25 protein-coding genes are annotated in these 24796 nt (G+C 63.1%); 7 read left to right on the forward strand and 18 right to left on the reverse strand.

Annotated elements, in window-relative coordinates:
• Nucleotides 1-550: 550 nt before the first annotated feature.
• The gene (locus tag BCL93_RS15660) at nucleotides 551-1447 is read left to right on the forward strand and encodes a GlxA family transcriptional regulator (RefSeq protein ID WP_258396650.1); all 897 of its coding nucleotides are present in this window, start codon (nucleotides 551-553) and stop codon (nucleotides 1445-1447) included.
• A 199-nt stretch (nucleotides 1448-1646) separates the two neighbouring features.
• Here the strand turns inward: BCL93_RS15660 and BCL93_RS17165 are convergent, their stop codons facing one another.
• Nucleotides 1647-2150, reverse strand: a complete 504-nt coding sequence (locus BCL93_RS17165) for a hypothetical protein (protein WP_146742503.1) — start codon at nucleotides 2148-2150, stop codon at nucleotides 1647-1649.
• A gap of 437 nt (nucleotides 2151-2587) precedes the next feature.
• Here BCL93_RS17165 and BCL93_RS15665 point away from each other — a divergent pair, with 437 nt between their 5' ends.
• Nucleotides 2588-2749, forward strand: coding sequence for a helix-turn-helix domain-containing protein (locus BCL93_RS15665; RefSeq protein WP_258396629.1), 162 nt, complete (start codon nucleotides 2588-2590; stop codon nucleotides 2747-2749).
• A gap of 665 nt (nucleotides 2750-3414) precedes the next feature.
• Here the strand turns inward: BCL93_RS15665 and BCL93_RS17170 are convergent.
• The 12 genes from BCL93_RS17170 to tmpA form a co-directional block, all read right to left on the reverse strand.
• On the reverse strand, nucleotides 3415-4041 hold the full coding sequence (locus tag BCL93_RS17170) for a hypothetical protein (protein ID WP_146742504.1): 627 nt from the start codon (nucleotides 4039-4041) through the stop codon (nucleotides 3415-3417).
• A 3-nt stretch (nucleotides 4042-4044) separates the two neighbouring features.
• A complete protein-coding gene (locus BCL93_RS15670; protein WP_112056182.1) occupies nucleotides 4045-5100 on the reverse strand; it encodes a DUF262 domain-containing protein in 1056 nt (351 codons plus the stop codon).
• 411 nt (nucleotides 5101-5511) lie between these two features.
• Complete coding sequence (locus tag BCL93_RS15675; protein WP_112056183.1) at nucleotides 5512-6954, reverse strand: aldehyde dehydrogenase family protein; 1443 nt, start codon at nucleotides 6952-6954, stop codon at nucleotides 5512-5514.
• Nucleotides 6942-7694: an ABC transporter permease gene (locus BCL93_RS15680; RefSeq protein ID WP_112056184.1), complete on the reverse strand. Its 753-nt coding sequence runs from the start codon at nucleotides 7692-7694 to the stop codon at nucleotides 6942-6944. The genes BCL93_RS15675 and BCL93_RS15680 overlap by 13 nt, the downstream gene beginning before the upstream one ends.
• 1 nt (nucleotide 7695) lies before the next feature.
• A complete protein-coding gene (locus tag BCL93_RS15685) occupies nucleotides 7696-8409 on the reverse strand; it encodes an ABC transporter permease (RefSeq protein ID WP_112056185.1) in 714 nt (237 codons plus the stop codon).
• Nucleotides 8410-8493: 84 nt separating this feature from the next.
• On the reverse strand, nucleotides 8494-9261 hold the full coding sequence (locus BCL93_RS15690; protein WP_258396632.1) for a transporter substrate-binding domain-containing protein: 768 nt from the start codon (nucleotides 9259-9261) through the stop codon (nucleotides 8494-8496).
• 66 nt (nucleotides 9262-9327) lie between these two features.
• Nucleotides 9328-10131 carry an amino acid ABC transporter ATP-binding protein gene (locus tag BCL93_RS15695; protein ID WP_112056186.1) on the reverse strand — a complete coding sequence of 268 codons (804 nt, stop codon included), beginning with the start codon at nucleotides 10129-10131 and terminating at the stop codon, nucleotides 9328-9330.
• Between the two features lie 7 nt (nucleotides 10132-10138).
• A complete protein-coding gene (locus BCL93_RS15700) occupies nucleotides 10139-11347 on the reverse strand; it encodes a pyridoxal phosphate-dependent aminotransferase (RefSeq protein WP_309251241.1) in 1209 nt (402 codons plus the stop codon).
• A complete protein-coding gene (locus BCL93_RS15705) occupies nucleotides 11344-12288 on the reverse strand; it encodes a glycine betaine ABC transporter substrate-binding protein (protein ID WP_112056187.1) in 945 nt (314 codons plus the stop codon). The genes BCL93_RS15700 and BCL93_RS15705 overlap by 4 nt, the downstream gene beginning before the upstream one ends.
• Nucleotides 12289-12358: 70 nt before the next feature.
• Nucleotides 12359-13981 carry a 5-guanidino-2-oxopentanoate decarboxylase gene (locus tag BCL93_RS15710; protein WP_112056188.1) on the reverse strand — a complete coding sequence of 541 codons (1623 nt, stop codon included), beginning with the start codon at nucleotides 13979-13981 and terminating at the stop codon, nucleotides 12359-12361.
• Nucleotides 13978-14565, reverse strand: a complete 588-nt coding sequence (locus tag BCL93_RS15715) for an HD domain-containing protein (protein WP_112056189.1) — start codon at nucleotides 14563-14565, stop codon at nucleotides 13978-13980. Before BCL93_RS15715 ends, BCL93_RS15710 begins: the two co-directional genes overlap by 4 nt.
• Nucleotides 14562-15713: a 2-trimethylaminoethylphosphonate dioxygenase gene (gene tmpA, locus BCL93_RS15720; protein WP_112056190.1), complete on the reverse strand. Its 1152-nt coding sequence runs from the start codon at nucleotides 15711-15713 to the stop codon at nucleotides 14562-14564. Before tmpA ends, BCL93_RS15715 begins: the two co-directional genes overlap by 4 nt.
• A gap of 203 nt (nucleotides 15714-15916) precedes the next feature.
• On the opposite strand from tmpA, the gene BCL93_RS15725 reads away from it, so the two are divergent.
• Nucleotides 15917-16921, forward strand: coding sequence for a GlxA family transcriptional regulator (locus tag BCL93_RS15725; protein ID WP_112056191.1), 1005 nt, complete (start codon nucleotides 15917-15919; stop codon nucleotides 16919-16921).
• 68 nt (nucleotides 16922-16989) lie between these two features.
• Here BCL93_RS15725 and BCL93_RS15730 read toward each other — a convergent pair whose 3' ends face one another.
• The 5 genes from BCL93_RS15730 to BCL93_RS15750 all read right to left on the reverse strand — a co-directional run bounded on the left by BCL93_RS15730 (nucleotide 16990) and on the right by BCL93_RS15750 (nucleotide 21858).
• Nucleotides 16990-18222 carry a TauD/TfdA family dioxygenase gene (locus tag BCL93_RS15730; protein WP_112056192.1) on the reverse strand — a complete coding sequence of 411 codons (1233 nt, stop codon included), beginning with the start codon at nucleotides 18220-18222 and terminating at the stop codon, nucleotides 16990-16992.
• Between the two features lie 79 nt (nucleotides 18223-18301).
• On the reverse strand, nucleotides 18302-19339 hold the full coding sequence (locus BCL93_RS15735) for a GlxA family transcriptional regulator (RefSeq protein ID WP_112056193.1): 1038 nt from the start codon (nucleotides 19337-19339) through the stop codon (nucleotides 18302-18304).
• Between the two features lie 184 nt (nucleotides 19340-19523).
• Nucleotides 19524-19982 carry a thioesterase family protein gene (locus tag BCL93_RS15740; protein WP_112056194.1) on the reverse strand — a complete coding sequence of 153 codons (459 nt, stop codon included), beginning with the start codon at nucleotides 19980-19982 and terminating at the stop codon, nucleotides 19524-19526.
• The gene (locus tag BCL93_RS15745; RefSeq protein WP_112056195.1) at nucleotides 19982-20953 is read right to left on the reverse strand and encodes an L-carnitine dehydrogenase; all 972 of its coding nucleotides are present in this window, start codon (nucleotides 20951-20953) and stop codon (nucleotides 19982-19984) included. Before BCL93_RS15745 ends, BCL93_RS15740 begins: the two co-directional genes overlap by 1 nt.
• Nucleotides 20950-21858: a 3-keto-5-aminohexanoate cleavage protein gene (locus BCL93_RS15750; protein ID WP_112056196.1), complete on the reverse strand. Its 909-nt coding sequence runs from the start codon at nucleotides 21856-21858 to the stop codon at nucleotides 20950-20952. The genes BCL93_RS15745 and BCL93_RS15750 overlap by 4 nt, the downstream gene beginning before the upstream one ends.
• Nucleotides 21859-22176: 318 nt before the next feature.
• On the opposite strand from BCL93_RS15750, the gene BCL93_RS15755 reads away from it, so the two are divergent.
• From BCL93_RS15755 to BCL93_RS15770, 4 genes are all read left to right on the forward strand, one after another.
• On the forward strand, nucleotides 22177-22617 hold the full coding sequence (locus BCL93_RS15755) for a PPC domain-containing protein (RefSeq protein ID WP_181463116.1): 441 nt from the start codon (nucleotides 22177-22179) through the stop codon (nucleotides 22615-22617).
• A gap of 144 nt (nucleotides 22618-22761) precedes the next feature.
• Nucleotides 22762-23379, forward strand: a complete 618-nt coding sequence (locus BCL93_RS15760; RefSeq protein WP_112056198.1) for a LemA family protein — start codon at nucleotides 22762-22764, stop codon at nucleotides 23377-23379.
• Complete coding sequence (locus BCL93_RS15765; RefSeq protein ID WP_112056199.1) at nucleotides 23379-24128, forward strand: TPM domain-containing protein; 750 nt, start codon at nucleotides 23379-23381, stop codon at nucleotides 24126-24128. The genes BCL93_RS15760 and BCL93_RS15765 overlap by 1 nt, the downstream gene beginning before the upstream one ends.
• A gap of 27 nt (nucleotides 24129-24155) precedes the next feature.
• A complete protein-coding gene (locus BCL93_RS15770; RefSeq protein WP_112056200.1) occupies nucleotides 24156-24773 on the forward strand; it encodes a TPM domain-containing protein in 618 nt (205 codons plus the stop codon).
• Nucleotides 24774-24796 lie beyond the last annotated feature (23 nt).

Here is a 24796-nt window from a genome sequence, read left to right on the forward strand (position 1 = left end):
TCGTCGCCAAGCGACGCTTTTGAGAAAGTGGTCTAGATCACTCTCGAGTTGGCTCTTGAGCAGGGACTTGAGCAAGTGCATGAGCAGGTTCTTGAGCAAGTGCTTGGGATGGCGCTTGATAAGGCCGCGAAAAGCGGCTGAGCACGTTCGGACGCGATGCGCGCACGGGTCATAGATCGCGCGGCGTTGTACATGAAGCTTAGCTGTTTATTCAGCGTAGTTTATTCAGCATAGTCGTCGTCAGGCTTCACACCCCGTCGATGGCTTGCTCCTCTCGAGAGAGCCCGCCATGATGAGTGATCCTTGCTCATGGCGATCTTCAGCCGATCTCTTCATCAGCCCAGTATCAGCCCAGTCTCCTCGCCACCCCATTCCCGATGAATCCAGTCTCTTGATCAGACCTCTCGCCATGCATTCCGCTCACTCCAGCTTTTCACCTTCAAACGCGTCTTCCTCAGGCCCTGTTTCCTCAAGTTCTGTTTCCGCAAATCCGGGGCCCTCAAGTACCCTGCCTGAGCGCTTGGGTTTCCTGCTGCTGCCGCGCTTCTCGATGATGGCCTTCTTCTCGGCGGTGGAGCCGCTGCGCATCGCCAATCGCATCAGCGGGCGGCCGCTGTTCGACTGGACGCTGATCAGCGAGGACGGCGGCCCGGTGACTGCTTCCAACGGCATGACGCTGCTCGCCGACCAGTCCATCGAGGCCGTCCATCATCTGCCGACGCTTGCCGTCTGCAGTGGGTTTGATCCCGAGGCGCACCAGAGCCGCGCGATCACCCGCTGGCTTAACCGCCTGGGGCAGGGCGGCTGCGTACTCGGTGGGCTGGATACTGGCTGCTTCGTGCTGGCCGCAGCAGGTTTACTGAAAGGGGAGCGGGTGACCCTACACTGGGAGAGCCTGCCGGCATTTCGCGAGCGCTTCCCATCGATTGCCACCAGCGATGAGCTGTTCGAGCTCGGCGTGCGGCGGTTTTCCTGTGCGGGGGGCGCCGCGGCCATGGACATGGCGCTGGAAGTGATTGCCCGCCGTCACGGCCAGGCGTTGGCTATCGACGTCTCCGAGCAGCTGATACATGAGCGCATGCGCACCCGCCGCGACCAGCAGCGCATGACCCTGGCGCGGCGCCTGGGCACCCATCGGCGGCATCTGGTCGATGCCGTGGCGCTGATGGAGCGCCACCTGGAAACGCCGTTGACGCTTGCGGCGGTGGCCGAGCGCAGCGGTGTGTCCTCCCGCCAGCTACAACGCCTCTTCGAACAGGAACTGGGCTCGACGCCCCGGCGGTGGTACCTGCGACTGCGCCTCGAGCGCGCCCGCCAACTGCTGGCCGAGACCGATCTGGATATCCTTTCCGTGGGGCTGGCCTGCGGCTTCACCAGCGCCTCGAGTTTCTCGCGGGCCTTTCGCCAGCACTTCGCCAAGACCCCGCGCCAGGTGCGCGAGGAATGAGTGGGCTGCCCCCCTCCAGCGTCACTACCGTCGATGTGGACGAGACGATCTCTCGACGGGCTGCGTTTAGCTCTGCTTCATGTTGGAAGGTGGGTCGAGAAAATACCGGGGCTCCCGTTTTTGACTCTATGCTGTAGTCCAAAATACATAACGCTCGCTTCAAGTGCATGGTGAAAATAAATTACTTTGCAGGCGCTTGTTAATAACTGACATGGTCAATACGGTCAAGCAATTTCAATACAGTTTCTGCAAAAAGCTCAAGGCTTAAGTTTAATGTCCAGGCCCTTTTTCTATTAGTGCCTTTAAGCTGGAAAGATATTTTTACATCGCTATCTAATAAATTCTTCGGGAATATTGGCTTGGTAACGCTATCGGCATGAATGATCTTATCACATATATCCTTAATAGTTACTGGTTTGACTATTAGCTCATGATCCTCGTAATATCCGGCTACCATCGTTTCCACCGGAATGGTTATATTCTCGATTGATTCTTGGTACAGGTTTATTCTTATAGCTACAGCAAGTCTCAGTAAGTGACTTGATAACAAGCTATGCAGTATAGACTTCGTCTCTATCGTAGGATTTGAATATGTTTCGCTACCGAAAATGGTGCTACTCGTTAAGTCTAACCCGTGACATAACAAGCATAGCCGCCTTATTTCATCAAATTCTTGCTTGTGCTTATCTAAAACATCTTCCATGAGAACTCTTAAAGCTATATAAGGTATTGGGTTGCACGCTCTTTTATTGCTTTGAACGCGCGTGTGCATTCAAGATATTATCTTGCACACCCTAGGGTGATCAATTATTTGATATTCATGAAACTATCCATGGTGCTGCAAGCTATGCAGGATTCGCGTGGTTGCGCAACATCCTGCGATAGGTCACCATATGGCACGGCGACACAGGCCCAGACAATGAGCACCCTCGCCTTCCTCTACCGGCATGTAATGAACAACCACTGAAAGATACTGGTGAATTCTCATACGGAACACAACCTCGCCGGCTGTTGGTGCTGCCGTATGAAGAAGTGGTGAGTGTTGAATATGTTATTTGGCCATTGGGCGGCACGGTCATTGAGCCTGGCTGGTGACTGAGAGCGGCTCGCCCAGGCGGGGGGCGGGTTTCGAGATAGGTCTTGAGAGCCACACGGCTAGTATGCGTCCGCTATCTGTTTACCGGCACCGATCTGGATATTCTTTCCGTGGGGCTGGCCTGCGGCTTCACCAGCGCATCGAGCTTTTCGCGCGCCTTTCGTCAGCACTTCGGCAAGACCCCGCGCCAAGTGCGAGAGGGTTGAGTGAGATTAGACACTTCGCGTAACAATCGTCGGTGTGAGATGGCCTCTCGGCGGGGGCTGTGTTTAGCTTTGGTCCACGTTGGAAGGTGAGCCGAGGAGGGGGCAGCACTGGTCCTTCTGACTCAAGCGTGTGGTTCAAAGTGATGCCGTTGCTCTATGGATCCTAGTCCAGTATGTGTAACGCTCGCAATAAACGGCGCGAGAAATGAGCGTCCAGTGTCCCTTGCCTGCGCTGTTTAAATTTTTTTAGGTCTCCTAAAAAGCCGCTCTTGTACCCCAAGTGCTTTAATTCTTTGAATGCCCTACTATAAGCTAGTATCGTGATGCAGATAACTCTGATGGGAAAGATAACCAGTAGTATGGTGATGATTGCCATGAAATAGCTGTATGCGACTTTAGCCAGCCAGGCAACTAAAAAACATAAGCGAGGTTGAAAGGAATAACGGCATACACCAAGGGTGATTCTCGAAGAAATAGTATGACGATCGCGTTGATGGTAATGGCCAGTAGAAAAGTGATGCTGACATACTTGATCGGTAAAGCTAGTTGCACAGCAGGCGATCAGCTGAATCGTTTTAATTATTTTAAATCCAGTAGTTTAACGCTGGTATAACGGGCCGGCCTGTGTGGCGCAGCGGAGCAAACCGGTCCCGTTGATGCATTGGTTAAGTGCGATTTGCTGCGATATTTTCAGCGGCCACATCTAAAATATCTTGATAATTTTGTAAGATAGTCCTAGATGTATTAGTCGGGTGCAACTGTACAATGAACTGCCCAACAGTTGTATTGCTCACCTGACTACCTAGCACCCTACTTGCCAATGCATCTAGTTGATGCTGAGTTGTGCTGCTCAAATGCGCAGCAGCGTTTCTAATCGTTTTAAGGTCAGCTAGCTCAGTTGTGATTGACGATATATTTGTCGAGAAAGGCTCCCCGTCCTCAAAATATAATTTTGAGAGCCGCTTCACTATCTCATGATTGGCCCAGTCAACATATTTCTGAGTGCCAATCAATATTTTCAGCGCGTGCCCCCTATCATTGGGTGTGACGAATTTATTTACGTAGGTGCCATTCGTTGAAACTTCACCAACAAGATATTTTGCAAACGTGTCTTCGACAAATGACTCCCAGAATATAAACATCTTTAAGAAAGCTGAAGATACTATAAACTCTTTCTGGTCTTCGCTGAATATATCATTTCCACTGGGGTCTGTATCGTATGCCTTTTGAGTAATCGAGTTGATTTCAGAAACGCCTGACCTAAAGTTGGTAACAGAATCAGATAAAGACACAGTTCACTCCGTCAGGACTCTAGAAATATATTCACTTCTTCGAATTCGAACGGCTTTATCTGTTGTCGCCCTGCGGCAGTCTTCAAGAAACTGCCTTTCATCACGATTTAGCCGATCCTTCTCTTCTTCTTCGAAGATATAATCAATTTTCTCTAATCTTTGCGATGCCCTGGCATAACCTATCGACGCAATGCTCTCCCTATGAGATTCCATGTTTGGAACTCCATATTCCATATGGAATATGGACATAAAAAGGGAGTAAAAAACATGGGGTCTTCTAAACTCACGTTTCTTCAAGTTGTCGCCAAAAAGCTCTCCTATAATAAAGAGTATATTTTGGAATTTTGCTTCCAGCTCTTCTGTGTCGTAATCAAAATCCTTTTCGTAAAACTCGTAGTACTTTTTGATCTGCTTTTTTGACTGTATTCCCTCAATCATTCCAATTATGAGGTCGGCAGCCATTTGCACATCATTCATCCTCAGGACGTTTTGCTCCGTAATGATTCGGTTTTCCGTCCAAAAAGAGTAATTCAAGTGCGCCAACCGGTCCGCTGTCGTTTTAAATGGTCCGAAGTGATTGGCGTTAATTTTTTCTTGCTCATTCAATGTTACTGCGTAGGAGTTCAGCCTACTAAAAACATCCAAAACATCGGGGTCTGACATATTGACGAGAAGGTCAACTGATATTTCATAATTTAGAATGTCGCTTTGGATGTTTTCATCAACTTCATTCAATTGGCTAAAATATAGCCCTCCGTACTCTTTGTTATGCCTCTTGCTTATTCTAAATCCATCTTTCATAAAGGATAAAATTGTACGCAAACGTTGCTGTCCATCGACCACTTCCCTGATGGATTTTCTTGTTTGAGGGTTGAGTTTTTGTCTAATAAAAACCTTAGGTATAGGCTTGCCGCTTACGATCGTATCCATTAGATACGATCTGGCTGTATCAGTCCAAACTGATCTTCTTTGGAATTTTGGTGATAGCTCGAGCTGATCGTTCTCATGCCACTCTAGAAAGTCATTAATACTATAGGTTCTTGAGTCAAAATTTTTCATCAAATCTCCGAATTTTTATCATTCATTTAACAGGTATTAGACTGCATGCTCGCTTACTAGATTGAACACTAATGCGCGTTCAATAATGTTGTCTAGCGCGCCATCTTTTTTGCCTAGCCAATTAATAGATATAGAAGTATTGGTATAAAACTGCAGCCTATGCAGGGGTCGCGTGCCTGCGTGTTTTGCCGGAACACCCTGCGGTCGGTCGCCCTATGACGCGGCGACACAAGTCTAGGGACTCAGCGCTCTTGTTCCGCTATCGGCCTGTACTTGAGCCACTACTGAAAGATACTGGCGAATTCCCTCACGCAACACAACCTCGCCGGCTTTTGCCTGACGAGGTTGTGATGTGTGCTGAATGAGCTAGGCAGAGAGGTGGCCCGGGCAGGTGCCTGAGGGCGGTTTGCCTCAGGCGGGGCGGGTGACGTAGCGGGTCTCAAGGTAGGCATCGAGGCCTGCACGCCCGAGCTCGCGACCGATGCCGCTTCTCTTCATGCCGCCCCAGCCGAGCCCTGGTGGCGCCACCTGGTAGCTGTTGCACCAGACATTGCCGGCGGTGAGTCGGCTCGCCAGGGCTTCGGCTCGCGCGGCATCGCCTGCGACCACGGTGGCGGCCAGGCCTAAGTCGCTGTCGTTGGCGAGCGCCACCGCTTCGTCGTCGTCCTTTACGGCTCGCGCGCACAGCACCGGGCCGAAGATCTCTTCACGCCACAGGCGGCTTGTCGCGGGTACATCACGGAACACGCGGGGGGCGACGAAGTAGCCTTGGGCGGGCAGGGCTATCGCATCCGCCGTGGTGGCAACCAGCCCTTCGCCTTCGGCAATCGCCAGGTAGGCATTCACCCGCTCACGCTGGGCGGCGTTGACCAGCGGACTGAGCGTGGTGGTCGCAAGCTGGGGGTCGCCGGCACTTAGCTCGACTATGGCGGCGTTCAAGCGCTCAAAGAGCGCCTCGGCGATGCTTTGGTGCACCAGCAGTCGCGAGGTGGCCGAGCACATCTGGCCGGCGTTGTAGCAGAACCCGGCCAGCACCAGCTCACAGGCCAAGTCGAGGTCGGCGTCTTCGGTGACCACAATCGGCGACTTGCCGCCAAGCTCCAGCGACACGTTGCGGGTGCCCCGGGCGGCGGCAGCCATCACCGCTTCGCCGACGGCATTGCTGCCGGTGAAGGAGAGTTTGTCGACGCCAGGGTGGCCGGTAAGCGCCGCGCCTACGTGTTTGCCATCGCCGTGCACCAGGTTGAAGACCCCGGCCGGCAGGCCAATCGCCAGGGCGATCTCGGCCAATGCCTGTTCCGGCAGCGGCGTCACTTCAGAGGGTTTGAAGACCACCGTGCAGCCGGCGGCCAGCGCTGGGGCGAGTTTCCAGGCGCTGCTGACCAGCGGAAAGTTCCAGGGTGTGATCAGCCCGGCCACGCCGGCCGGGTCCTGATAGCGGCGTGCGATCAGCCCGGGTTCGCCGGTGTCCACCGCTTCGCCCTGGCGAGCCTCCAGGCGGCGGGCCTCGCCGGCGTAATAGCGATAGCAGGCAATGGCATCGGACAGATCCTGCTCGGCCTCGGCACGGGGTTTGCCGTTGTTGCGGCTGGAGAGTGTCTCGAGCTCATCTCGGCGGGCCTCGAGCGCGCCGGCCAGGGCGTCGAGGTAGTCGCCGCGCGCCTTGCCGCCGATCGCCCGCCACTCAGGCAGGGCGCGACGGGCGGCGCTCACCGCGGTGTCCACGTCCTTCGCCGAGCCTTCCGTGACCTCGGCAATGACGGTCTCGCGGTAAGGGTCGGTGACCGCCAGGCGCTGATCCCCGCGACTCGCGACCCAGCGGTTGTCAATGAAGTGGTGCATCAGTTCTTGCATGGGGCCTGCTCCTTGCCGCGAACCGGCAGCCAGCGGTGGCGCGTCGGCTGCATGCCGGGGAAGTGGCGCTCCACCTGTCGCAGCACCAGGGTCAGCACCATGGTCATCGCCAGATAAATGCCGGCGATCAGCATCAGCGGCTCGTACACCAGGAAGGTCTCGTCGCGAATGATGTTGGCGGCCTGCAGCAGGTCCATCAGCGCGATGGTCGAGACCAGCGGCACGGATTTCAGCAGCAGGATCATCTCGCCGGTCAGCGTCGGCAGGCATAGCTGGATGGCGCGGGGCAGCCACAGCCGGAAGAAGACCTGGAAAGGCGACATGCCAAAGGCTCGGCCGGCCTCCCGTTCGCCGGGCGGCACGCTGAGCAGGGCACCGCGCAGCACTTCGCCGGAGTAGGCGCCAACGCTCAGAATGAAGGTCAGGGCGCCGTAGAAGAAGGGATCGCGCAGGATCGGCCAGATGAGGCTGTCCTGCACCCCGGGTATGCCTTCCAGCAGGCGGCCGACGCCGTAGTAGAAGAAGAACAGCTGCACCAGCAGCGGCGTGCCGCGCATCACGGTGGTAAAGCCATGAGCGAACCAGGCCAGCGGACGAGGGCCCTTGAGGCGTGCCATGGCGACGGCCACGGCCAGAATCAGGCCGCCTACCGCGGAGACGGCGACCAGCCACAGGGTGTTGACGAAGCCTTCGAGCAGATATTCCTGATAGAAGGGATCGGCGAGCCAGGAAAAGTCCATGTCAGGCCTCCTCGGGTGCGGGCTGGCCACGGCGCACGTAGCGCTCCAGGCGCGCGAAGAGCGCGGTGGAGGTCAGGGTCATCAGCAGGTAGATGACGCCGGCGGCGGCGTAGAACAGGAAGTGGGCCCGGGTGCTGGCGGCGGCCTGCTGAATGGTGAAGAACAGCTCGCTGAAACCGATGACGCTGATCAGGGCGGTGTCCTTGATCAGGATCAGCCACAGATTGGACATGCCGGGCAGGGCGTTGGGCAGCATGGCGGGAATCACGATGCGGTGAAAGCGCGCCCAGGTGGAGAAGCCGAAGGCGTCGGCCGCCTCTAGCTGGCCCTTGGGAATGGCCAGGATGGCGCCGCGCAGTACCTCGGTCATGTAGGCGCCCTGGACGAAGGCCAGCACGCCAACGGCGGTAACGAAGCCATTGATGGCGATCTGGCCAGGCAGCCCCATGGCGTGGATCAGCGCGGTGAGCGCCTGAGAGCCTGCGTAGTAAAGCAGGATGATCAGCAGCAGTTCGGGGACGGCGCGAACCGCCGTCGAGTAGGCGGTGGCCAGGCCGCGCAGCGGGGCCCAGGGGCTTAAACGCGCGCTGGCGCCGATCAGGCCCAGCACCAGGCCGATGGCATAGGCCAGTACGGCGATCTCAAGGGTCGTCAGGGCACCCTGGAGAATGGGGCCGGCCCAGTCGAGCAACCCCTCTTGGGAAACCGTGTTCATGGTGTGTCGCGTCCTTGATAAGACAGGGCGAGGCCGGCAGGCGGCAATGGCCACCTGCCGGGCGAACGTCGTCGAGGACCGGGATCAGGTGCAGATGTCGGTGCCGAAGTATTCCTCGGACAGGGTGCTGCAGGTGCCGTCGTCACGGACCTGGGTGATGGCTGCATCAATCTTCGTCTTCAGGGCGTCGTCGCCCTTGCGGATGCCGATGCCCACGCCTTCGCCGTAGGCCTCGTGGCGCGGGGCGGTGGCCTTGATCTCGTAGCCGTCGGCTTCGTCGCGCTCCAGGAACTCGGTCATGGCGATCTTGTCGGCCAGGATCACGTCCAGGCGGCCGGCCAGTAGATCACGATTGACCTGTTCGGCCTGATCGTAGAGGCGGATGTCGCCGACGTTGTCGCGCAGGGCGCGACGGGCATAGGTGGCGTTGGTGGTGGCGGACTGCACGCCAAGTACCAGACCGTCCAGGCCTTGCGGAACCTCGAGGGCGAGATCGTCGGCGGCCACGAAGGCGCCCGGCGTGAAGTAATAGGGCTGGCTGAAGTCGATGACCCGTTGGCGTGCCTTGGTGATCGACATCGAGTTCATGATCATGTCGATGCGGCCGGATTTCAGCGACGGGATGATGCCGCTCCAGCCGGTGGGGGTGATCTCGCATGCCTCGTCCATGGCCTCGCAGATGGCCATACCCAGCTCAACCTCGAAGCCGGTCCATTCGCCTGAGGCTGAGGTATAGGTGAAGGGCGGGTAGGGCTCGGCAGAAATGCCGATCTTCAGCGGCTCGGCGGCCTGGGCCGTCATACTCAGGCCGAGCGTCAGGGCGGCGGCGGTCATCATCAGGGTGCGTTTCATTGTGGTCTCCTTGGCTTTTTAAAGCTCTTGTGGGTCTTGCATCAGGGGGGTGTGACATCGGCGCTGCTAGCAAACGGTCGGTGCCACGAAGTGACGACAGCGCTCGTGATCGCTGTCCTCGAAGACATCGCTCGGGGTGCCGGCGACGCCGACGACACCGCGATCGAGAAATACCACCTGGTCGGATACATCTCGGGCGAAGGCCATCTCATGGGTCACCAGCACCATGGTGCGTCCTTCGTCGGCCAGGCCGCGGATGACGCTGAGTACCTCGCTGACCCGCTCCGGGTCCAGCGCCGACGTCGGCTCATCGAACAACAGCAGCCGCGGTTCCATGGCCAGCGCGCGGGCGATCGCTACCCGCTGCTGCTGGCCGCCGGAAAGATAGGCCGGATAGCTGTCGCGTTTGTCGGCCATGCCGACCCGCTCCAGGTAGTGTTCGGCGAGGGCATTGGCGCGACGCCGTGACAGGCCCTTGACCCGCATCGGGGCCTCGGTGACGTTGCCAAGCACCGTGAAATGGGGCCAGAGGTTGAACTGCTGGAAGACCATGCTGACCTTGGCGCGCAGCCGCTGCAGCTGGCGCCTGTCGAGGCCGACGACGTCGCCCTTGGGGTTGCGGTCGAAGCGAATGGCTTCATCGGCAATCGCTAGTTCGCCGAGGTTGGGGCGCTCCAGCAGGTTGAGACAGCGCAGCAGGGTGCTCTTGCCCGAGCCGCTGGCGCCGATGATGGAGGTGACGCTGCCCTCGGGGACCTCGAGGGAGACGTCGCGCAGCACCTCGAGATCGCCGTAGCGCTTGACGAGGTGGCGGGCCTCTACCGCTAGCGTGCTAGAGGCCGACGGAGTGACGTGTAGCGATGATGTCATAGGCGATTCACTCTGCAGTGGAAAGAGCAGCGGCATCTTCCCGCGCCGCTTCGGCGCAGCGCGCCAGACGCTGGCTGGCCGTGCGCAGACGTTCTTCGTCGACGGTCAGGCTCAGGCGCACGAAGCCGGCAGCGGAGGGGCCGAAGGCCTCCCCCGACAGCACCGACACGCCCTCGTCGTCGAGCAGGCGGTCGGCGAAGGTCTGGGAAGAAAGCCCGGTAGCGCGCACGTCGATCATCAGGAACATGCCCGCCGCCGGGGTGATGACGTCGATGGCCGAGCAGTTGGCGAGTGCGGCGCATACGGCGTCGCGACGCGCCCGGTAGGTCTCGCGCATCAGCTCGCGCTCGGGAAGATCCTGACTGAGGGCATCGCGAGCGGCGTCCTGGATGAACTCCGGGCAGCCATAGAGCATGCAAAGCGCCAGGTTGGCCATATGGTCGATCAGCTTCTGCGGGCCGAGCACCCAGCCCAGCCGCCAGCCGGTCATGGCATGGGACTTGGAGAGGCTGTCGATGACCACGGTGCGGTCGGCCATGACGGGCAGGCTCGCGGCGCAGATGTGTTCGCCCTCGAAGACCAGCTCGGCGTAGACCTCATCGGAGATCAGCCATAGGTCATGGCGATGGCACAGCGCGGCAATGGCGGCCCAGGATTTGGCGTCGATCAGCTGGCCGGTGGGGTTGTGGGGGCTGTTGAGCATGATCGCCCGGGTGCGCGGGGTGATCGCGGCCTCGATGTCGGCGACATCCAGGCGGAAGTCGTCGTCGCCGCGCAGCGGAATGTGCACCATGCGGGCGCCGGTTGAGCGCAGCACGGCTTCATAGGTGACGTAGCTCGGCTCGGGGACGATCACCTCGTCGTCGGGGTCGAGCAGGCACTGGGCGGTGGCATAGAGGCCGCACTGGGCACCCGCCATGACGATCAGCTGATCCGGTGTGGCATTGACGCCGTGGGCGCGATACCGCGCGGCGATGGCCTCGCGCAGGTCCTGCTTGCCCTGAACGTCGGGATAATGGGTGGCGCCGCCGCGCAGGCTCGCCACTGCACTCTCGACGATCGGTGCCGGGGTCGCGAAGTCCGGGTCGCCCACCGACAGCACCGTGATGTCCTCGCCGGCGGCCTTGCGCGCCAGCGCCCGGTTGTGGATATCCCAGGCGGCGGCGCCTTCGCCGGCAATACGCTCGGTCAGGCGGGAGAATCGCATCGCCGTCATAGGCTGGCCTCCACCGCCGTCAGGGCGTCGTGGCCGTCACGGGTCTCGACGCCCTCGAGGAAGGCGGCCACGCGCTCGGGGTGGTCGGCCAGCCAGTCATGGGCCACGACGTCGAGGTCGCGTTCCTGAAGGCTGTAGGCGCTGATGAACTCGCTCTGCTCATCGGCCGAGAACACGAACTGATCGAGTAGCTGGGTGAGGTTCGGGTTGGCCTCGGCGTAGGCCTTGGAAACGATGGTCTTGACGTCGCTGCGGCCGTTGTCGGGGCCGAAGACGCCTTGCGGATCGTCGAGGATGCGGGTGTCGTATTCCGGCACCATCCAGTGCGGCGTCCAGCCGTAATACAGCACCCACTTCTGCTCTGCCACGGCGGATTTGACCATGGACAGCATGCCCGGCGTCGAGGAGGCCGCGATATCCCAGTCGCCAAGACCGTAGGTATTGGCGCTGATGGCGCCGTCGAGCATGTCGGTGACCGTGGAACCACTCTCGATGCTGAAGATGCGGTTGTCGAAGCGCTCTGCCACGTCTGGGTCGGCCAGCTGCTCGGCACTGGTGATGCCGGCCTCATACACGTAGCCCGGTACGGCGAAGCCCATGCGGGCGCCGTTGACGTTGTTGCCAAGATCGACGATGGCGCCGGCCTGCATGGCGGCGTCGTAGCTCTCCTGCTGCGCGGGCAGCCAGCCGGCCAGGAAAGCATCGCTGTCGCCGGTTTGCAGGGTGTTGTAGCCCACTGTCGAGCTGAGTTCCTGGATCTCGATGGTATAGCCCAGCGGCTTGATGAGCTGCGAGAAAATCTCACTCTTGACGGTCACGCCCGGCCAGGGCGGTACCACCAGGCTGAGGGTGTCGTCCCGGTCGGTGTTGGTGTCGGCGAGGGCGGGGCCGGCCAGGGCCAGGCTCGCGAGCAGGGTCAGGGTGCTGCGTGACGACTTCATGCGTAGACGTCTCCTTATCGTTGTTGTGAGCCGGCAATGCCGGCCCATGGCGGTTCGAGGCCCCGGGGCGTTAGAGCGACGCGGCCCAGGCGGCGGCATCGACCTCAATGATCAGCGGGCTTGCGGCGTCGTCGAGCCGGCCCAGGGCGTCGTGCAGGCTCGCCGGGTCGGTCACGCTGAGGTAGCGGCAGGCATAGGCCTCGGCCAGGGCACGGAAGTCTGGCGCGGCCAGGTCCACGCCCAGGTGCGGGATGTCGCTTAGCGACATGTAGCGGCGAATCTCGTCATAGCCGTCGTTGTTCCAGATCACCACGGCGACCGGCCGGCCAAGGTCGCGGGCGGTGCCAAGCTCGCCGAGCACGAACTGCAGGCCGCCATCGCCGACCAGGGCGACCACCGGCAGGTCGGGCCGTGCCGTGGCGGCGCCAAGGGCGGCGGGCAGGCCGTAGCCGAGGGTGCCGAAGCCGGTCGCGGCGTTGAACCAGCGGCGCGGGGCCGGCATCGAGGCCAGGAAGTTGCCGGCATAGACCGGGCCCGTGGAATCGCCGACCACGATGGCGTCGGGCAGCGCCGCGCGCAGGGTGGCGTAGAGCGGCACATAGGGCGCGAGCTCCTGGTCGTCGGCGAGGGCCAGCGCGCCGCGCACCTCGTCGGCCCGGTCGGCGCCATTGCGGGCAGAAGCATGCTGCACAGAGGCATCGGCCGGCTGCTGACTCAACTGACTGAAAAGTCCGCGCATGGCCTGGCCGGCCTCGGCGAGCATGGCCAGGTCCGCCGCCTGGTTGCGGCCCAACTGCTGGGGGTCGATATCGACCCGGATCAGGCGGCCATCGAGCCGGAAACCGCCGTCGAATACCAGGTCGTAGTCGGTCTCGCCGATCTCGGTGCCCAGCGCCAGCACCACGTCGGCCTCGGCGGCCAGCCGCCGAGCGGCAGGCAGGCTTATGGTGGCGCCCAGATCCAGCGGGTGATCCTGACCCAATACGCCCTTGGCGTTGATGGTGGTGAAGGCCGGGGCATCGAGGCGTTCGACCAGTGCCTGAGCCGCCTCGGGAGCGGCGACGGTGCCGCCGCCGAGCAGCACCAGCGGGCGTTCGGCGTTGGCGAGCCAGTCGGCGGCCAATGCCAGGGCCTCCGGCGCCGGGGCCGGCGGAAAGACGTGCGCCGGGGAGGGCGAGCCCTCAGGCATCGGTGTTGCCATCACATCGAGCGGGATCTCGATATGCACCGGGCCCGGGCGGGCGCTCGCGAACACCGCGAAGGCGCGAGCCAGCACTTCTGGCAGTGCCGTCGGCTCATGCAGGGTGTGGCTGAACACGCTGACGCCAGACAGCGTCTCGCCCTGATGGGGCATCTCGTGAAGCCGCCCCTGGCCGCGGCCCAGGCTGGCGCGTTGGTTGACGCTCGAGATGACGAGCATCGGCACCGAGTCGGCCAGCGCCTGACCCATGGCGGTGGCGATGTTGGTCATGCCGGGCCCGCTGATGATGAAGCAGGCCGCCGGCTTGCCGCTGGCGCGGGCGTAGCCGTCGGCCATGAAACCGGCGCCCTGTTCATGGCGTGGCGTGATGTGGGCAAGCCCGCTGGTGCCCAGGGCGCGATACAGTTCGATGGTATGCACGCCGGGGATGCCGAAGGCAGTGTCGACGCCGTAGGCCTCGAGCAGGGCGACGAGTTGCTGGGCACAGGTCATGGCGCTGTCGCCTCCTCGCGGATCGCCGGCAGGCCGCCGAACGGGTCTCGGTTCAGCACGCGCTCGACCATCGGCACGAAGTGGTCAAGCGGCAGGGTGTCGTAGTCGGGGTCGAAGCTGGCCTGATCCCAGTCGTCGCAGAAGCGCACCGTGCGCGCATAGGCGGGATGGTCCGCAAATTGCTCGCGTGCGTGGCGATCCAGGCCGAAGAAGTGGCGGTAGTGATAACCCTGAAAGAGCTCGTGGTGGCGAATCATCCAGGTGTTCAACGGGTCGATGAACGGCTCGAGAATCCCGGCCGCGATCTCGGCATGGTTGGCCGGCGACAGGTCGTCGCCGATGTCATGCAGCAGGGCGCAGACCACCATTTCCTCGTCGGCACCGTCGCGCAGTGCCCGAGTGGCGGTCTGCAGGCTGTGTTCAAAGCGATCCACCGGATAGCCGTGAGTGTCGCCTGCCAGGCGGTGAAGGTGCTCGAGCACCCGCCGCGGGGCGTCGGCCACGTAGTCGCGAAAGCGATCATCGATCAGCGCCCACTCGTCGCGGCGGGCTTCACCGAAATGCCGGAAGCTGGCCTTTATCATGCGGCCTCCTCGGCGCTGGCCAGCTGCTGGCGCAGCACCAGACGGCGGCTGGCGGTGCTGTCGCGATCCACGTAGCCCTGGCGCAGGTGGCGCACGCCGCCGGCCAGCTCGAAGGCGCGACGACCGTGCAGCAGGCGGTAGTTGTCCATGATCAGCATCTGGCCCGGATCGAGCTTGAGGTTCAGGGTCAGCTCGTCGGAGGTGATCAGCTGGTAGAAGGCCTGACGGGCGGCGTAGTAGCGCGCCAGTTCCTCGGCGGGCAGTGCCTCGACGCGCTCGGTACGATTGCTGTAGCGCACGCGGAAAATGCGCCCCTGGCTGTCGAGTTCGATCAGCGGTCCCTCGCTCTCAAGCCAGGTGGTCGCGTCGCGGTAGCGGAAGCCCGGCGAAACCCGGGTCAGGCAGTCGAAGGCCGCCGGGTCGCGCTCACGAAGCAGCTGGGCCGCCCGGTAGCCGTCGGCCAGGGTGCTGTCGCCGCCGTCGGCGGCATTGGTCAGGCAGTGCAGCCAGATATAGCCGGGAATCGGGTCGCGATAGGGGTTGTCGGTATGCGGTTCCAGGCCGCGCTGGGTCATGGTCAGGTCATAGGCATTGGCCACCGATTTGACGTCGGCAATGCCGCCCCAGTTGGTGCGGCGCAGCGGCCCGACACGCTCCATAAGCGCCTGCATGCCATCCTCTTCGGTGGGCACACCGGAGACCACGACGAAGCCGTTGCGATGCAGCCCCTCGAGCATCTCGAGCAGGGCGGCATCGTCGTCGATGGCGGCAGCGAAGTCGGCATGGTGTGGCTTGGCCCGTTGCGCATCCCACAGCAGGCGTCCCGGGGCGACGAGGTCATCGGCGCTGGCGCGGTCACTGCCTTGGCGACTGTCGCCGAGCAGCGCGTCCAGCGGGAAGTGAACGTGGTGACCATCGCTGAAGCGCAGGGCCAGGGCATCGTCGACCAGCTCGGCGCGCTCCAGGGCCAGGTCGAGCGGCAGCTCGGCGGCCTCGATCAGCCGCTGGCCGGTGAGAGGGTCCAGCGTCTCGGCATCGGGCGCCCGTTCTCGCAGCCATAGGGCCGCGAATTCGCGGGGCTGTGCGTCGATGTCGAGGAGCAGGCGCTGTCCGTCGGCGGACAGCGTTGCCTTGGCGCTTGTGGTCATGGCGATGAATCTCCGGGTAATGCTGAGAGCCTGTTCCTGAGGCTCCTGGGGCGATGTGCTGTACAGATGTGCTGTGGCAGATGCGCTGAGGCGTCATTAGCTCCGTGGCCAGCGGCACCGATGACGCGACTCGCTTTACCCTAGCGGCAGACCGGCCATAGAATTGAACTAAATTAGCCATAAGATTGATATTTTTGGTCAATATGAATGACTACTCAGAGGCTTGGCCGTATCCGCGTCCGGATTCGCCGCCGCTGCTCTCGCCCGAGCAGGCCGAGCAAACCCTGGACGTCTGGCTGGTGCCCAAGTTCTCGATGCTGACGCTGTTCTGCATGCTGGAGCCGCTGCGCGTCGCCAACCGTTTTGGTCGAAACCTATTTGCCTGGCGACTGCGCTCGATGGATGGCCAAGGCGTGGTGGCGAGCAACGGCGTCTGCATCGAGGTAAACGGCGATCTGGCCTCGGTGCCTGACGATGCCCACCTGATGGTGGTGTCGTCCTACGAGGCAGAGGCGGTGGTCACGGCCCGGGAGCGAGCCGTGTTGCGCCGCTTGGCGGCCCATGGTGGGTGGTTGGGCGGCTTGGATACCGCGCCCTTCATCCTGGCGCGGGCGGGGGTGCTGGAGGGCTGCCGGGTGGCGCTGCACTGGGAAAGTGTGCCGGCCTTTCGTCGCGAGTTTCCGCAGCTACGGGTCAGCCGTGAGCGCTTCGAAGCCGATGCCACGCGACAGACGGGGGCCGGGGGCACTGCCGGCATCGATATGATGCTGGACCGTATCGCTCGCGATTATGGCCCGGCGCTAGCCGACGCCGTGGGGCGCCAGCTGGTGCACCATCGCCATGAGGCGTCGTCCGACGATGAGCAGCAGGTGCGCTATGCGGGGCTGCCGCGCAGTGTGGTCAAGAGCCTGGCGGTGATGGAGGCCAACCTGGCCCAGGCGCTGCCGATTCCGGAGATCTGCCGGATGGTGGGACAGTCGCAGCGCCAGCTTGCGCGGCTGTTCCTGGCGCACTTTGGTGAGACGCCCAAGCAGTGCTATCTGGGCATGCGTCTGGACCGGGCGCAGCGTCTGCTCGCCGGCAGCCATTGCCGGGTCACCGAAGCGGCAATGGCCACTGGCTTCCAGCAGCTGACGCATTTTTCCCGCGCCTATCGCGCCCGTTTCAGCGAGACGCCCAGCCAGACCGCCGCCCGGGGACCGGGCTAAGCCTCCTCAGCCCTGTGCCAGCCTCTTTCGCCAGGACGTTTGTCTCAGGGCTCTTCTTTCCGGACGTATCAGGCTTCTGCCGTCAGGCGGCGCCGCCGTTGGGCGCGCTGCACCATGCGGTAGCGCGAGCGAATCTCGTCGCGCTCCATGTAGCAGCCCTGCAGCCAGCGATGGCCGCTTTGGCCTTCGAAGGCATCCCGGGCGTGCAGCAGCCGGCGGTTGTCGAAAATCACCAGGTCGCCGGGCCGGTAAGTGAAGCGGATAGCGAAGGCCGGGTCGCGCAACAGCCGCTGGAGCGTCATCAGCGCCTCATAGGCGGGCTCGATGTCTTCGAAGGCAGCATCCAGTGGGCCCCGCAGGAAGTCGGCGATGCGCACCTCGAGCAGCTCACCCCGGGCGTCGAGGCGGATCATCGGTTCGTGCCAGACGTAGTCGGTGGTCTTGGCGGTGTTGGCGTAGCGCCAGCGCACGCGGGTCAGCGTCGCCCAGGCCTGCGGGTAGTGATCGCGCAGCGCCTCGGCGATGGCGAAGCCGTCGAGCATCACGGCCTGGCCGCCCTCCACGCTGTTCTCCAGGCAGTGCAGCATCTGCAGGCCCGGGTGGTACTCGCGGGTTGGCAGGTCGACGTGGGGCGGCAGGGCGATGGAGGTGTAGGCGTTGGAGTCCGGGTCCGGCTTGGCCTTGACGTCGAACAGCGCGCCGAAGTTGGTGGGGCGCATCGGGCCGATGCGCCCGGCAATGGCGGAAAGCGAGCCAGGCTCGGTGGGCAGGTTGCGCAACCGCACCAGCCCCTTGCCGAGCACGCTTTCGAGTGCCGGGGCGAGCATCGCCTCTTCCGCTTCGCTGTCCGGTGCGGTCTCGAGCAGGCCTGATGCGTCGAGGGTATCGGGCCCGCCGTCCGGGCCACCCAGCCAGGTCGTGACCGGCACCAGCGGCGCTTCCGGGTCGGCGGCCTTGTCATGCTGCTGGTCATAGTCGTTGGCGCGCAGCCAGCCCGGGTGGAAGCGCAGTCGACGGTCCTCCGGGGTGAAATCCACGCACAGGGCGCCGGCGGCATCGATCTCGGCGCCGGCGATTTCCGGCCAGGCGGGCAGGCTGGAAAGATCCAGGATGCGCTCGCGGGTCGCCGGGTTGATGGTGGTGTCGTCGGCGGCGTTCTCGCGCAGCCAGATGCTGTGGTAGCGGCTAACGCGGCCGTCCTTCCAGTGCACGGTCAAAAGGCGCGGCGAGAAGGACACGGCGTCGAGGGCAACATCGATAGGCCAGGCATCGTAATCGGGGGTGATCGGCAGGTCGGTCATGAGACTTCCTCGGCAATGAGTGACGTTGCGTCAGCATGCCAAGACGGGCGGCAAAGAGAGCGTCTGGATTCGACGCCGACTATGCACGATTCGACAGTTCGTGATTCGAGGGTTCGTGATTCGAGAACGGACTGTTTGAAGAGGCGCCCGATGGCCGACCCCGCAGCGCGCTGGGCGTCAGCCCGTGATGGCGACGAAAGGCCCGGGTAAAGCTTGAGGCCGAGCCGAAGCCGCAGGCCAGCGCGATCTCCATGACGCTGTGGCGTGTCTCCCGCAGCAGCCGGTGGGCATGATCCAGCCGGCGTGTCATATAGATGCGCTGTGGCGAGGTGCCCAGCTGGCGCACGAAGAGCCGCTCCAGCCGCCGCCAGGAAAGCCCAAGCTCGGCGGCGAGCTCGGCGATGCCGAGCGGCGTATCCAGGTTGGCTTCCATCAGGGCGATGGCGCGGGTCAGCAGCGGGTCTTCGGGCATCAGCGGGTCGCGCCAGACCGGGTCGCGCTGGCGGCTGGCCGGTCGACGCCCCTGGTCGTGAAGCAGTTGGTCGCACACCCGCTCGGCCAGGTCGTCGCCATGGCGGCGGCGAATCAAATCGAGGCTCATGTCGATGGCCGAGCTGCCACCGGCGCAGGAGAAGCCCTCGGGCGTCACCTCGTAGAGCGATTCCACGGCGTCGACTCGGGGAAAGCGGGCCCGGAACTCAGGCAGAGACTCCCAGTGCAGGGTCACGGTCTGATCATCGAGCAGGCCGGCGGCGGCCAGCACCACGCAGCCGGTATCCATGCCGCCCAGCACGCAGCCTTGTGTAGCGCGCTCGCGCAGCCAGGCAATCAGCGTGTCGTCGATGGCATCGTCGGGGGCGAAGCTCGAGCAGACGGCCAGGCTCGGGGTCAGAGGGGCATCCTCGAGGCTATGGTCGGCGTCGAGCGACATGCCGTTGGAGGCCGTTACCGGCCGACCGTCGCGGCTGACTACCTCCCAGTGGAAGAGCGGGCGTCCACTGATGCGGTTGGCGATGCGCAGCGGCTCGATGGCGGAAAAGAAGGCCACCATGGCGAAGCGCGGCAGCAGCAGGAAGCCGATGGATTCGGGGCTTTGCGCGCTAGAGGTGAGTCGCATGGGGCAGGTCATCGTCGCAAGAGAGGCGTCGACGAGTGTAGCGCCCAGTCAATCCGTTGCAACACGGCAAGTGAGGAAGAGCCTCCGCGAAGACGGCGGCCAGGACAGGCCACACATTCGAGCCCAACAGGCAGGCCGGCGACGCAGGCGTCGCCGACCCGTATGGCGCCGGATGCCGGTGGCGTCAGCGCTTGCCCGACGGCAGGCCGATGCGGCGGCCGGCGAGTTCCGGCCAGGTGTCGGCCTGGGGCAGGGTGTCGATGGCCGCGTCCACGGCGCCGGGAAAGGGCGCGGGACGATCATTGACCGAGTCGATACCCATCAGCATCTGTTCGCTCGAGGCCAGCAGGTTGCCTGCCGTGTCCTGCATCGTGAACAGGACGTGCAGGCGCTTGGCATCGCGCTCGAGCAGCGTCACGTCGATGCACAGCGCCTGGTGCTCGTGAGCGGCGCGGCGATAGCAAAGATGCGTCTCGAGGGTATAGATGGTGTAGCCATGCCGCTGGCGGCCCTCTGCATCCAGGCCGATGCGCTCCATCAGCGCCTCGACGCCCAGCGAGAAGGCCCGCGCGTACTCGGCGTCATTCATGTGGCCGTTGTAGTCGACCCATTCCGGGAGCACCTGTGTGTCGAGCAGTGCCATCAGATGCGTCCTTCCAGGCCTTCGGCCTCGGGCCAGTACTTCTGCACAAGGTCGAGCAGTTCGACCAGGAAGTCATCGCGGCGGCGGTCGAGTTCGGCGACCGGGCGGCCGGCGGCCTGGTGCTCGCAGCCTTCGACCACCTTGTCGATGAGCTCATCGGTGAGCTCCGGTGCTTCGAGCTTGGTCCAGGGCAGCTTCAGTGCTGGGCCGAACTGCTCGAGCATGTGGCGCATGCCCTGCTCGCCGCCCGCCAGGTGGAAGGTCATGAAAGTGCCCATCAGCGACCAGCGCAGGCCACAGCCATAAACCACGGCAGCATCGATCTCTTCGGTGGTGGCCACTCCGTCATTGACCAGGTGCAGGGCCTCGCGCCACAGCGCCTCCATCAGGCGGTCGGCGATATGCCCTTCGATCTCGCGCTTGACCACCAGCGGACGCATTGCCATCGCCTGGTAGAGCCGCTGCGCGTTGGCCAGATGGTCGGGGCTGGTGGCCTCGCCGCCCACCAGCTCGACCAGCGGCAGCAGATAGACCGGGTTGAAGGGGTGGGCGACGATCACCCGCCCCGGCGCCCTTGTACAATCCTGTTGCAGGTCCGTGGGCTTGAAGCCCGAAGTGGACGAGCCGATCACCACGTCCGGCGCTGCCGCGGCGTCGATGGCGGCCAGGATTTCGCGCTTGAGCTCGAGGCGTTCAGGCACGTTCTCCTGGATCAGGTCGGCTCCTTCCACGGCGGCTTCCAGGCTGTCGACGAAGCTCAGCCGCGCAGGGTCGGCGCCTTCGGCGAGGCCCAGCTTCTCGAGCGAGGCCCAGGCGTTGTCGACGAAGGCGCGGGTGCGCTCGGGGGCCTGCGGGTCAGGATCGAAGGCCACCACGTCGAAACCACGGGCCAGGGCCCTCGCGATCCAGCCGTTGCCGATGACGCCGGTGCCGATGACGGCCAGTTTCTTCGTCGAGAGTTGCTGGCTCATGCCTCACCTCCGACGATCTGACCGGTCTTGGGGTCGCGCAGCTTGAGGTGGGCGCGGGTTTCGGCGGGTGTCATGGTACGGCCGCCGAGGTTCTCGATGATGCCGGACGCTTTCTCGACCAGGCTTGCGTTGGTGGCCGGTACGCCCTTGCTGAGATACAGGTTGTCTTCAAGGCCGACGCGGGCGTGGCCGCCGAGCAGCATCGCCTGAGCGACCATCGGCATCTGGTGACGGCCGATGCCGAAGGCTGCCCAGTTGGCGGTTTCCGGCAGCTTGTTGCGCATTGCCAGCATGGTCTCGGTGTCGGCCTCGGCGCCCCAGGGAATACCCAGGCACAGCTGGAACAGCGGGTCGCCGTCGAGGAGACCTTCCTTCTGCAGCTGGCGGGCGAACCAGACATGGCCCAGATCGAAGCACTCGAGCTCCGGTTTCACGCCGGCGGCCTGCACCAGGCGAGCGTGTTCGCGCAGCCAGTCGGCGGTGTTGATGTAGACCATGTCGCCGAAGTTGAGGCTGCCGCAGTCCAGGGTGCACAGTTCAGGCAGCAGCTCGGCCACCGGCGCGTGGCGCTCGGCCGGGGTCTGCATGTCGGTGCCCGGGCCGCCGCGGGTCGGGTCCGCGACGTCGGGGATCCAGTCGCCGCCGCCGCCGGCGGTGATGTTCATGACGATGTCGGTATCAGACTCGCGGACGCGCTCCATTACCTCGCGGAAGTGCTCGGTGGAGTGGCTGATGCCGCCAGTCTCGGGGTCGCGGACGTGGATATGCGCCACGCTGGCGCCGGCCTTGGCGGCCGCGATGCAGTCGTCGGCGATCTGCTTGGGGGTGATCGGTACGTTGGGGTTCTTGTCGGCGGTATCGCCGGCGCCGGTAATGGCACAGGTCAGGATGACATTAGAGTTCATGGTCATCGGCTCCATTGCTGAATATGCCCTTAGTCTCGGCGATGTTAGGCGTTGGATATGTGCGTAAAGCGCCATTTAATTGATGAAAAGCGTCAGTTATGGCGCCGCGCATGCCGCATATGAGACTGCCCCACACGAGATTTCCCCATGAGAGTGCCGCACATGAGAGGCTAAACTGAGCTCAGGCTGTGCGAGAAGTACGGCGAAAGGCGCGGCGAGTCATTGGTCATCGAAAGACGTTAAGAGGAGACGGCGATGGGCATGCGGGGCGAACGGTGGCGAGGGCGGGCTGTTCTTTCTCGGTTGGGGCGGGTTCCTATGGGACTGGCCCCGTTGGGGCTAGTGCTGATGGGGCTTGTCCTTGTGAGCATGATGGCGGGCTGCGCCACGCCCGCTACCCGTGAGGCGCAGGCCATCGAGCTGGTGTCCGGTGAATCGCGCGACGGCTGGCTGGGGCCGGGCGTCGATGTCTATGCCTTTACCCTCTCGGCCCCGGCGCAGGTGAGGCTCGAAAGCGAGACGCCGGCCAGCGGCTGGACGCTTGACCCCAACGCCACCCTGTTCGATGCCAAGGGGCAGGTGGTGGCCCGTGACTGGCGCAGTGGCGAGGGGGAGAACTTCCGCCTGACCCGCGCACTGCCGGCCGGCCGCTGGTATCTGGAGGTCAGCGACGGCGGCGGCTGCACGATCATGGCGGAGGACTGCGAGGCCCACCGCCGCTATTCGGTTCGACTAGACGTCGAGACGGTGACGCCATGAGCCCATAACGCCCTGAACCCGAAACGCCAGGAGCCGGTAAGACATGAAACGGGACGCGGCCGGGGAGCCGGCTTCTCGCGCCGGCCGCCACCGTGTACCGTGAGAGCAGATTATTGGCCAACAAGACGGGGAAGCGAACCAACCATGCAAGCCACACTCGGGGTTACCCCCTACCGGATCGCCTGGCGTTCGGCCATCCTGCTGCTCGTCGCCATGCTGCTGACGGGCTGCGGCGTGAACAACCTGCCGACCTATGACGAGCAGGTGAAGTCAGCCTGGTCGCAGGTCGAGAACCAGTATCAGCGGCGAGCCGACCTGATCCCCAATCTGGTAGAGACCGTCAAGGGATACGCGCGGCAGGAGCAGGAGACGCTGACGGCGGTGATCGAAGCCCGCTCCAAGGCGACGTCAATCCAGGTCGACGAGAGTATCCTCAACAATCCCGAGAAGCTGCGTCAGTTCCAGCAGGCGCAGGGTGAACTCTCCAGTGCCCTGAGCCGGCTGATGGCGGTCTCGGAGCGCTACCCGGATCTCAAGTCCAACCAGAACTTCCTGGCGCTACAGTCCCAGCTCGAAGGCACCGAGAACCGCATCGCGGTCGCGCGCCGCGACTTCATCGCCGCGGTCGAGCGCTACAACACCGAGATTCGCACCTTCCCGGGGCGTCTCTGGCATAGCCTCCTGTACAGCGACATGGATCTGCGCGAGAACTTCGAAGCCACAGCGACCGACGCCGATCAGGCGCCTGAGGTGTCCTTCTGATGCGGCTGTTCCGGCAACTTCCCGTCGTCTTACTGCTGCTCGTGGCGCTGGGCGCCCAGGCACAGCAGTCCGAATTCCCGGAGCTCACCGGTCGTGTCGTCGATCAGGCCGACATGCTCGATGCCGCTGACGAAACGCGTCTGACCGAGATGTTGGCGGCGCATGAGCAGGCCACCACCGAGCAGGTGGTGGTGGCCACGCTGCCGAACCTCCAGGGGCGCACCATCGAGGAGTACGGCTATCAGCTGGGGCGCCACTGGGGTATAGGGCAGAAGGGCGAGGACAACGGCGCGCTGCTGATCGTGGCCCGTGACGAGCGCAAACTGCGCATTGAGGTAGGCTATGGTCTCGAAGGGCGCCTGACCGATGCGCAGTCCTCGCTGATCATCAACCAGGTGATCACGCCGGCTTTCCAGCAGGGGGATTTCGCCCGCGGCATCCTAGAAGGCACCCAGGCGATGATCCAGGTATTGGGGGGCGATCCGCTCGCCACCCCGGCTCCGACAGCTGAACAGGGCAAGCAGGGCCCGGATGGTCCGAAGTCGGTGCTGTTCTTCCTTTTGCTGCTCGCCGTCACCGGGTTCCTGCGCGGTGGTCGTGGCGGTCGCGGACTGCTGGGCGGGCTGCTGCTGGGGGCCGCGCTGGGTGGCCGAGGCGGCCACGGTGGCGGCGGAGGTCTCGGCGGTGGCGGAGGCTTCAGCGGCGGTGGGGGCGGTTTCGGGGGCGGTGGCGCCTCCGGTGGCTGGTAAATCCTTTCAAGCGAGTACAGATACCCCATGGCGTTATTGAGCGACAGCGAGCAGCGAAAGGTAGCCGAGACGATAAAGCGAGTCGAGCAGGAGACCGATGCCGAATTGGTCACCGTGCTGGCCGCCCAGGCCGATGACTACGCCTATATCCCACTGCTGTGGGCCGGCATTCTGGCCCTGGTGGTTCCCGGCGCGATCAACTACTTCCCGGGCTGGTGGGACGCCACCACGCTACTGCTGGTCCAGTGGGCCACCTTTGTGGTGGCGGCCCTGGTGTGCCGTAGGCCCTCGGTCACCACCCGGCTCATCCCCCGTTCGGTTCGCCACTGGCGCGCCGCGAACCTGGCCCGCCGCCAGTTCCTCGAGCAGAACCTGCACCACACCGAGGCCGGCACCGGGATGCTGATTTTCGTCTCTGAGGCCGAGCGCTACGTGGAAATTCTGGTCGACCGAGGCATTTCCGAGCGTCTCAGCGACGATACCTGGCAGGACATCGTCGCCGACTTTACCCGTCACGTCCGCCAGGGGCAGACGGGACAGGGGTTCGTGGAATGTATCGAGTCATGCGGCCAGCACCTCAAGCGTGAGTTGCCCGCCACCCACCCGCGCGACGAGCTGCCCAACCGTCTGGTGATTCTCGACTAGCCGAGTCGCTCGCCGTTCACTGG

It is taken from the genome of Onishia taeanensis (genome assembly GCF_003268885.1).
GTDB classification, from domain to species: Bacteria; Pseudomonadota; Gammaproteobacteria; order Pseudomonadales; family Halomonadaceae; genus Onishia; species Onishia taeanensis_A.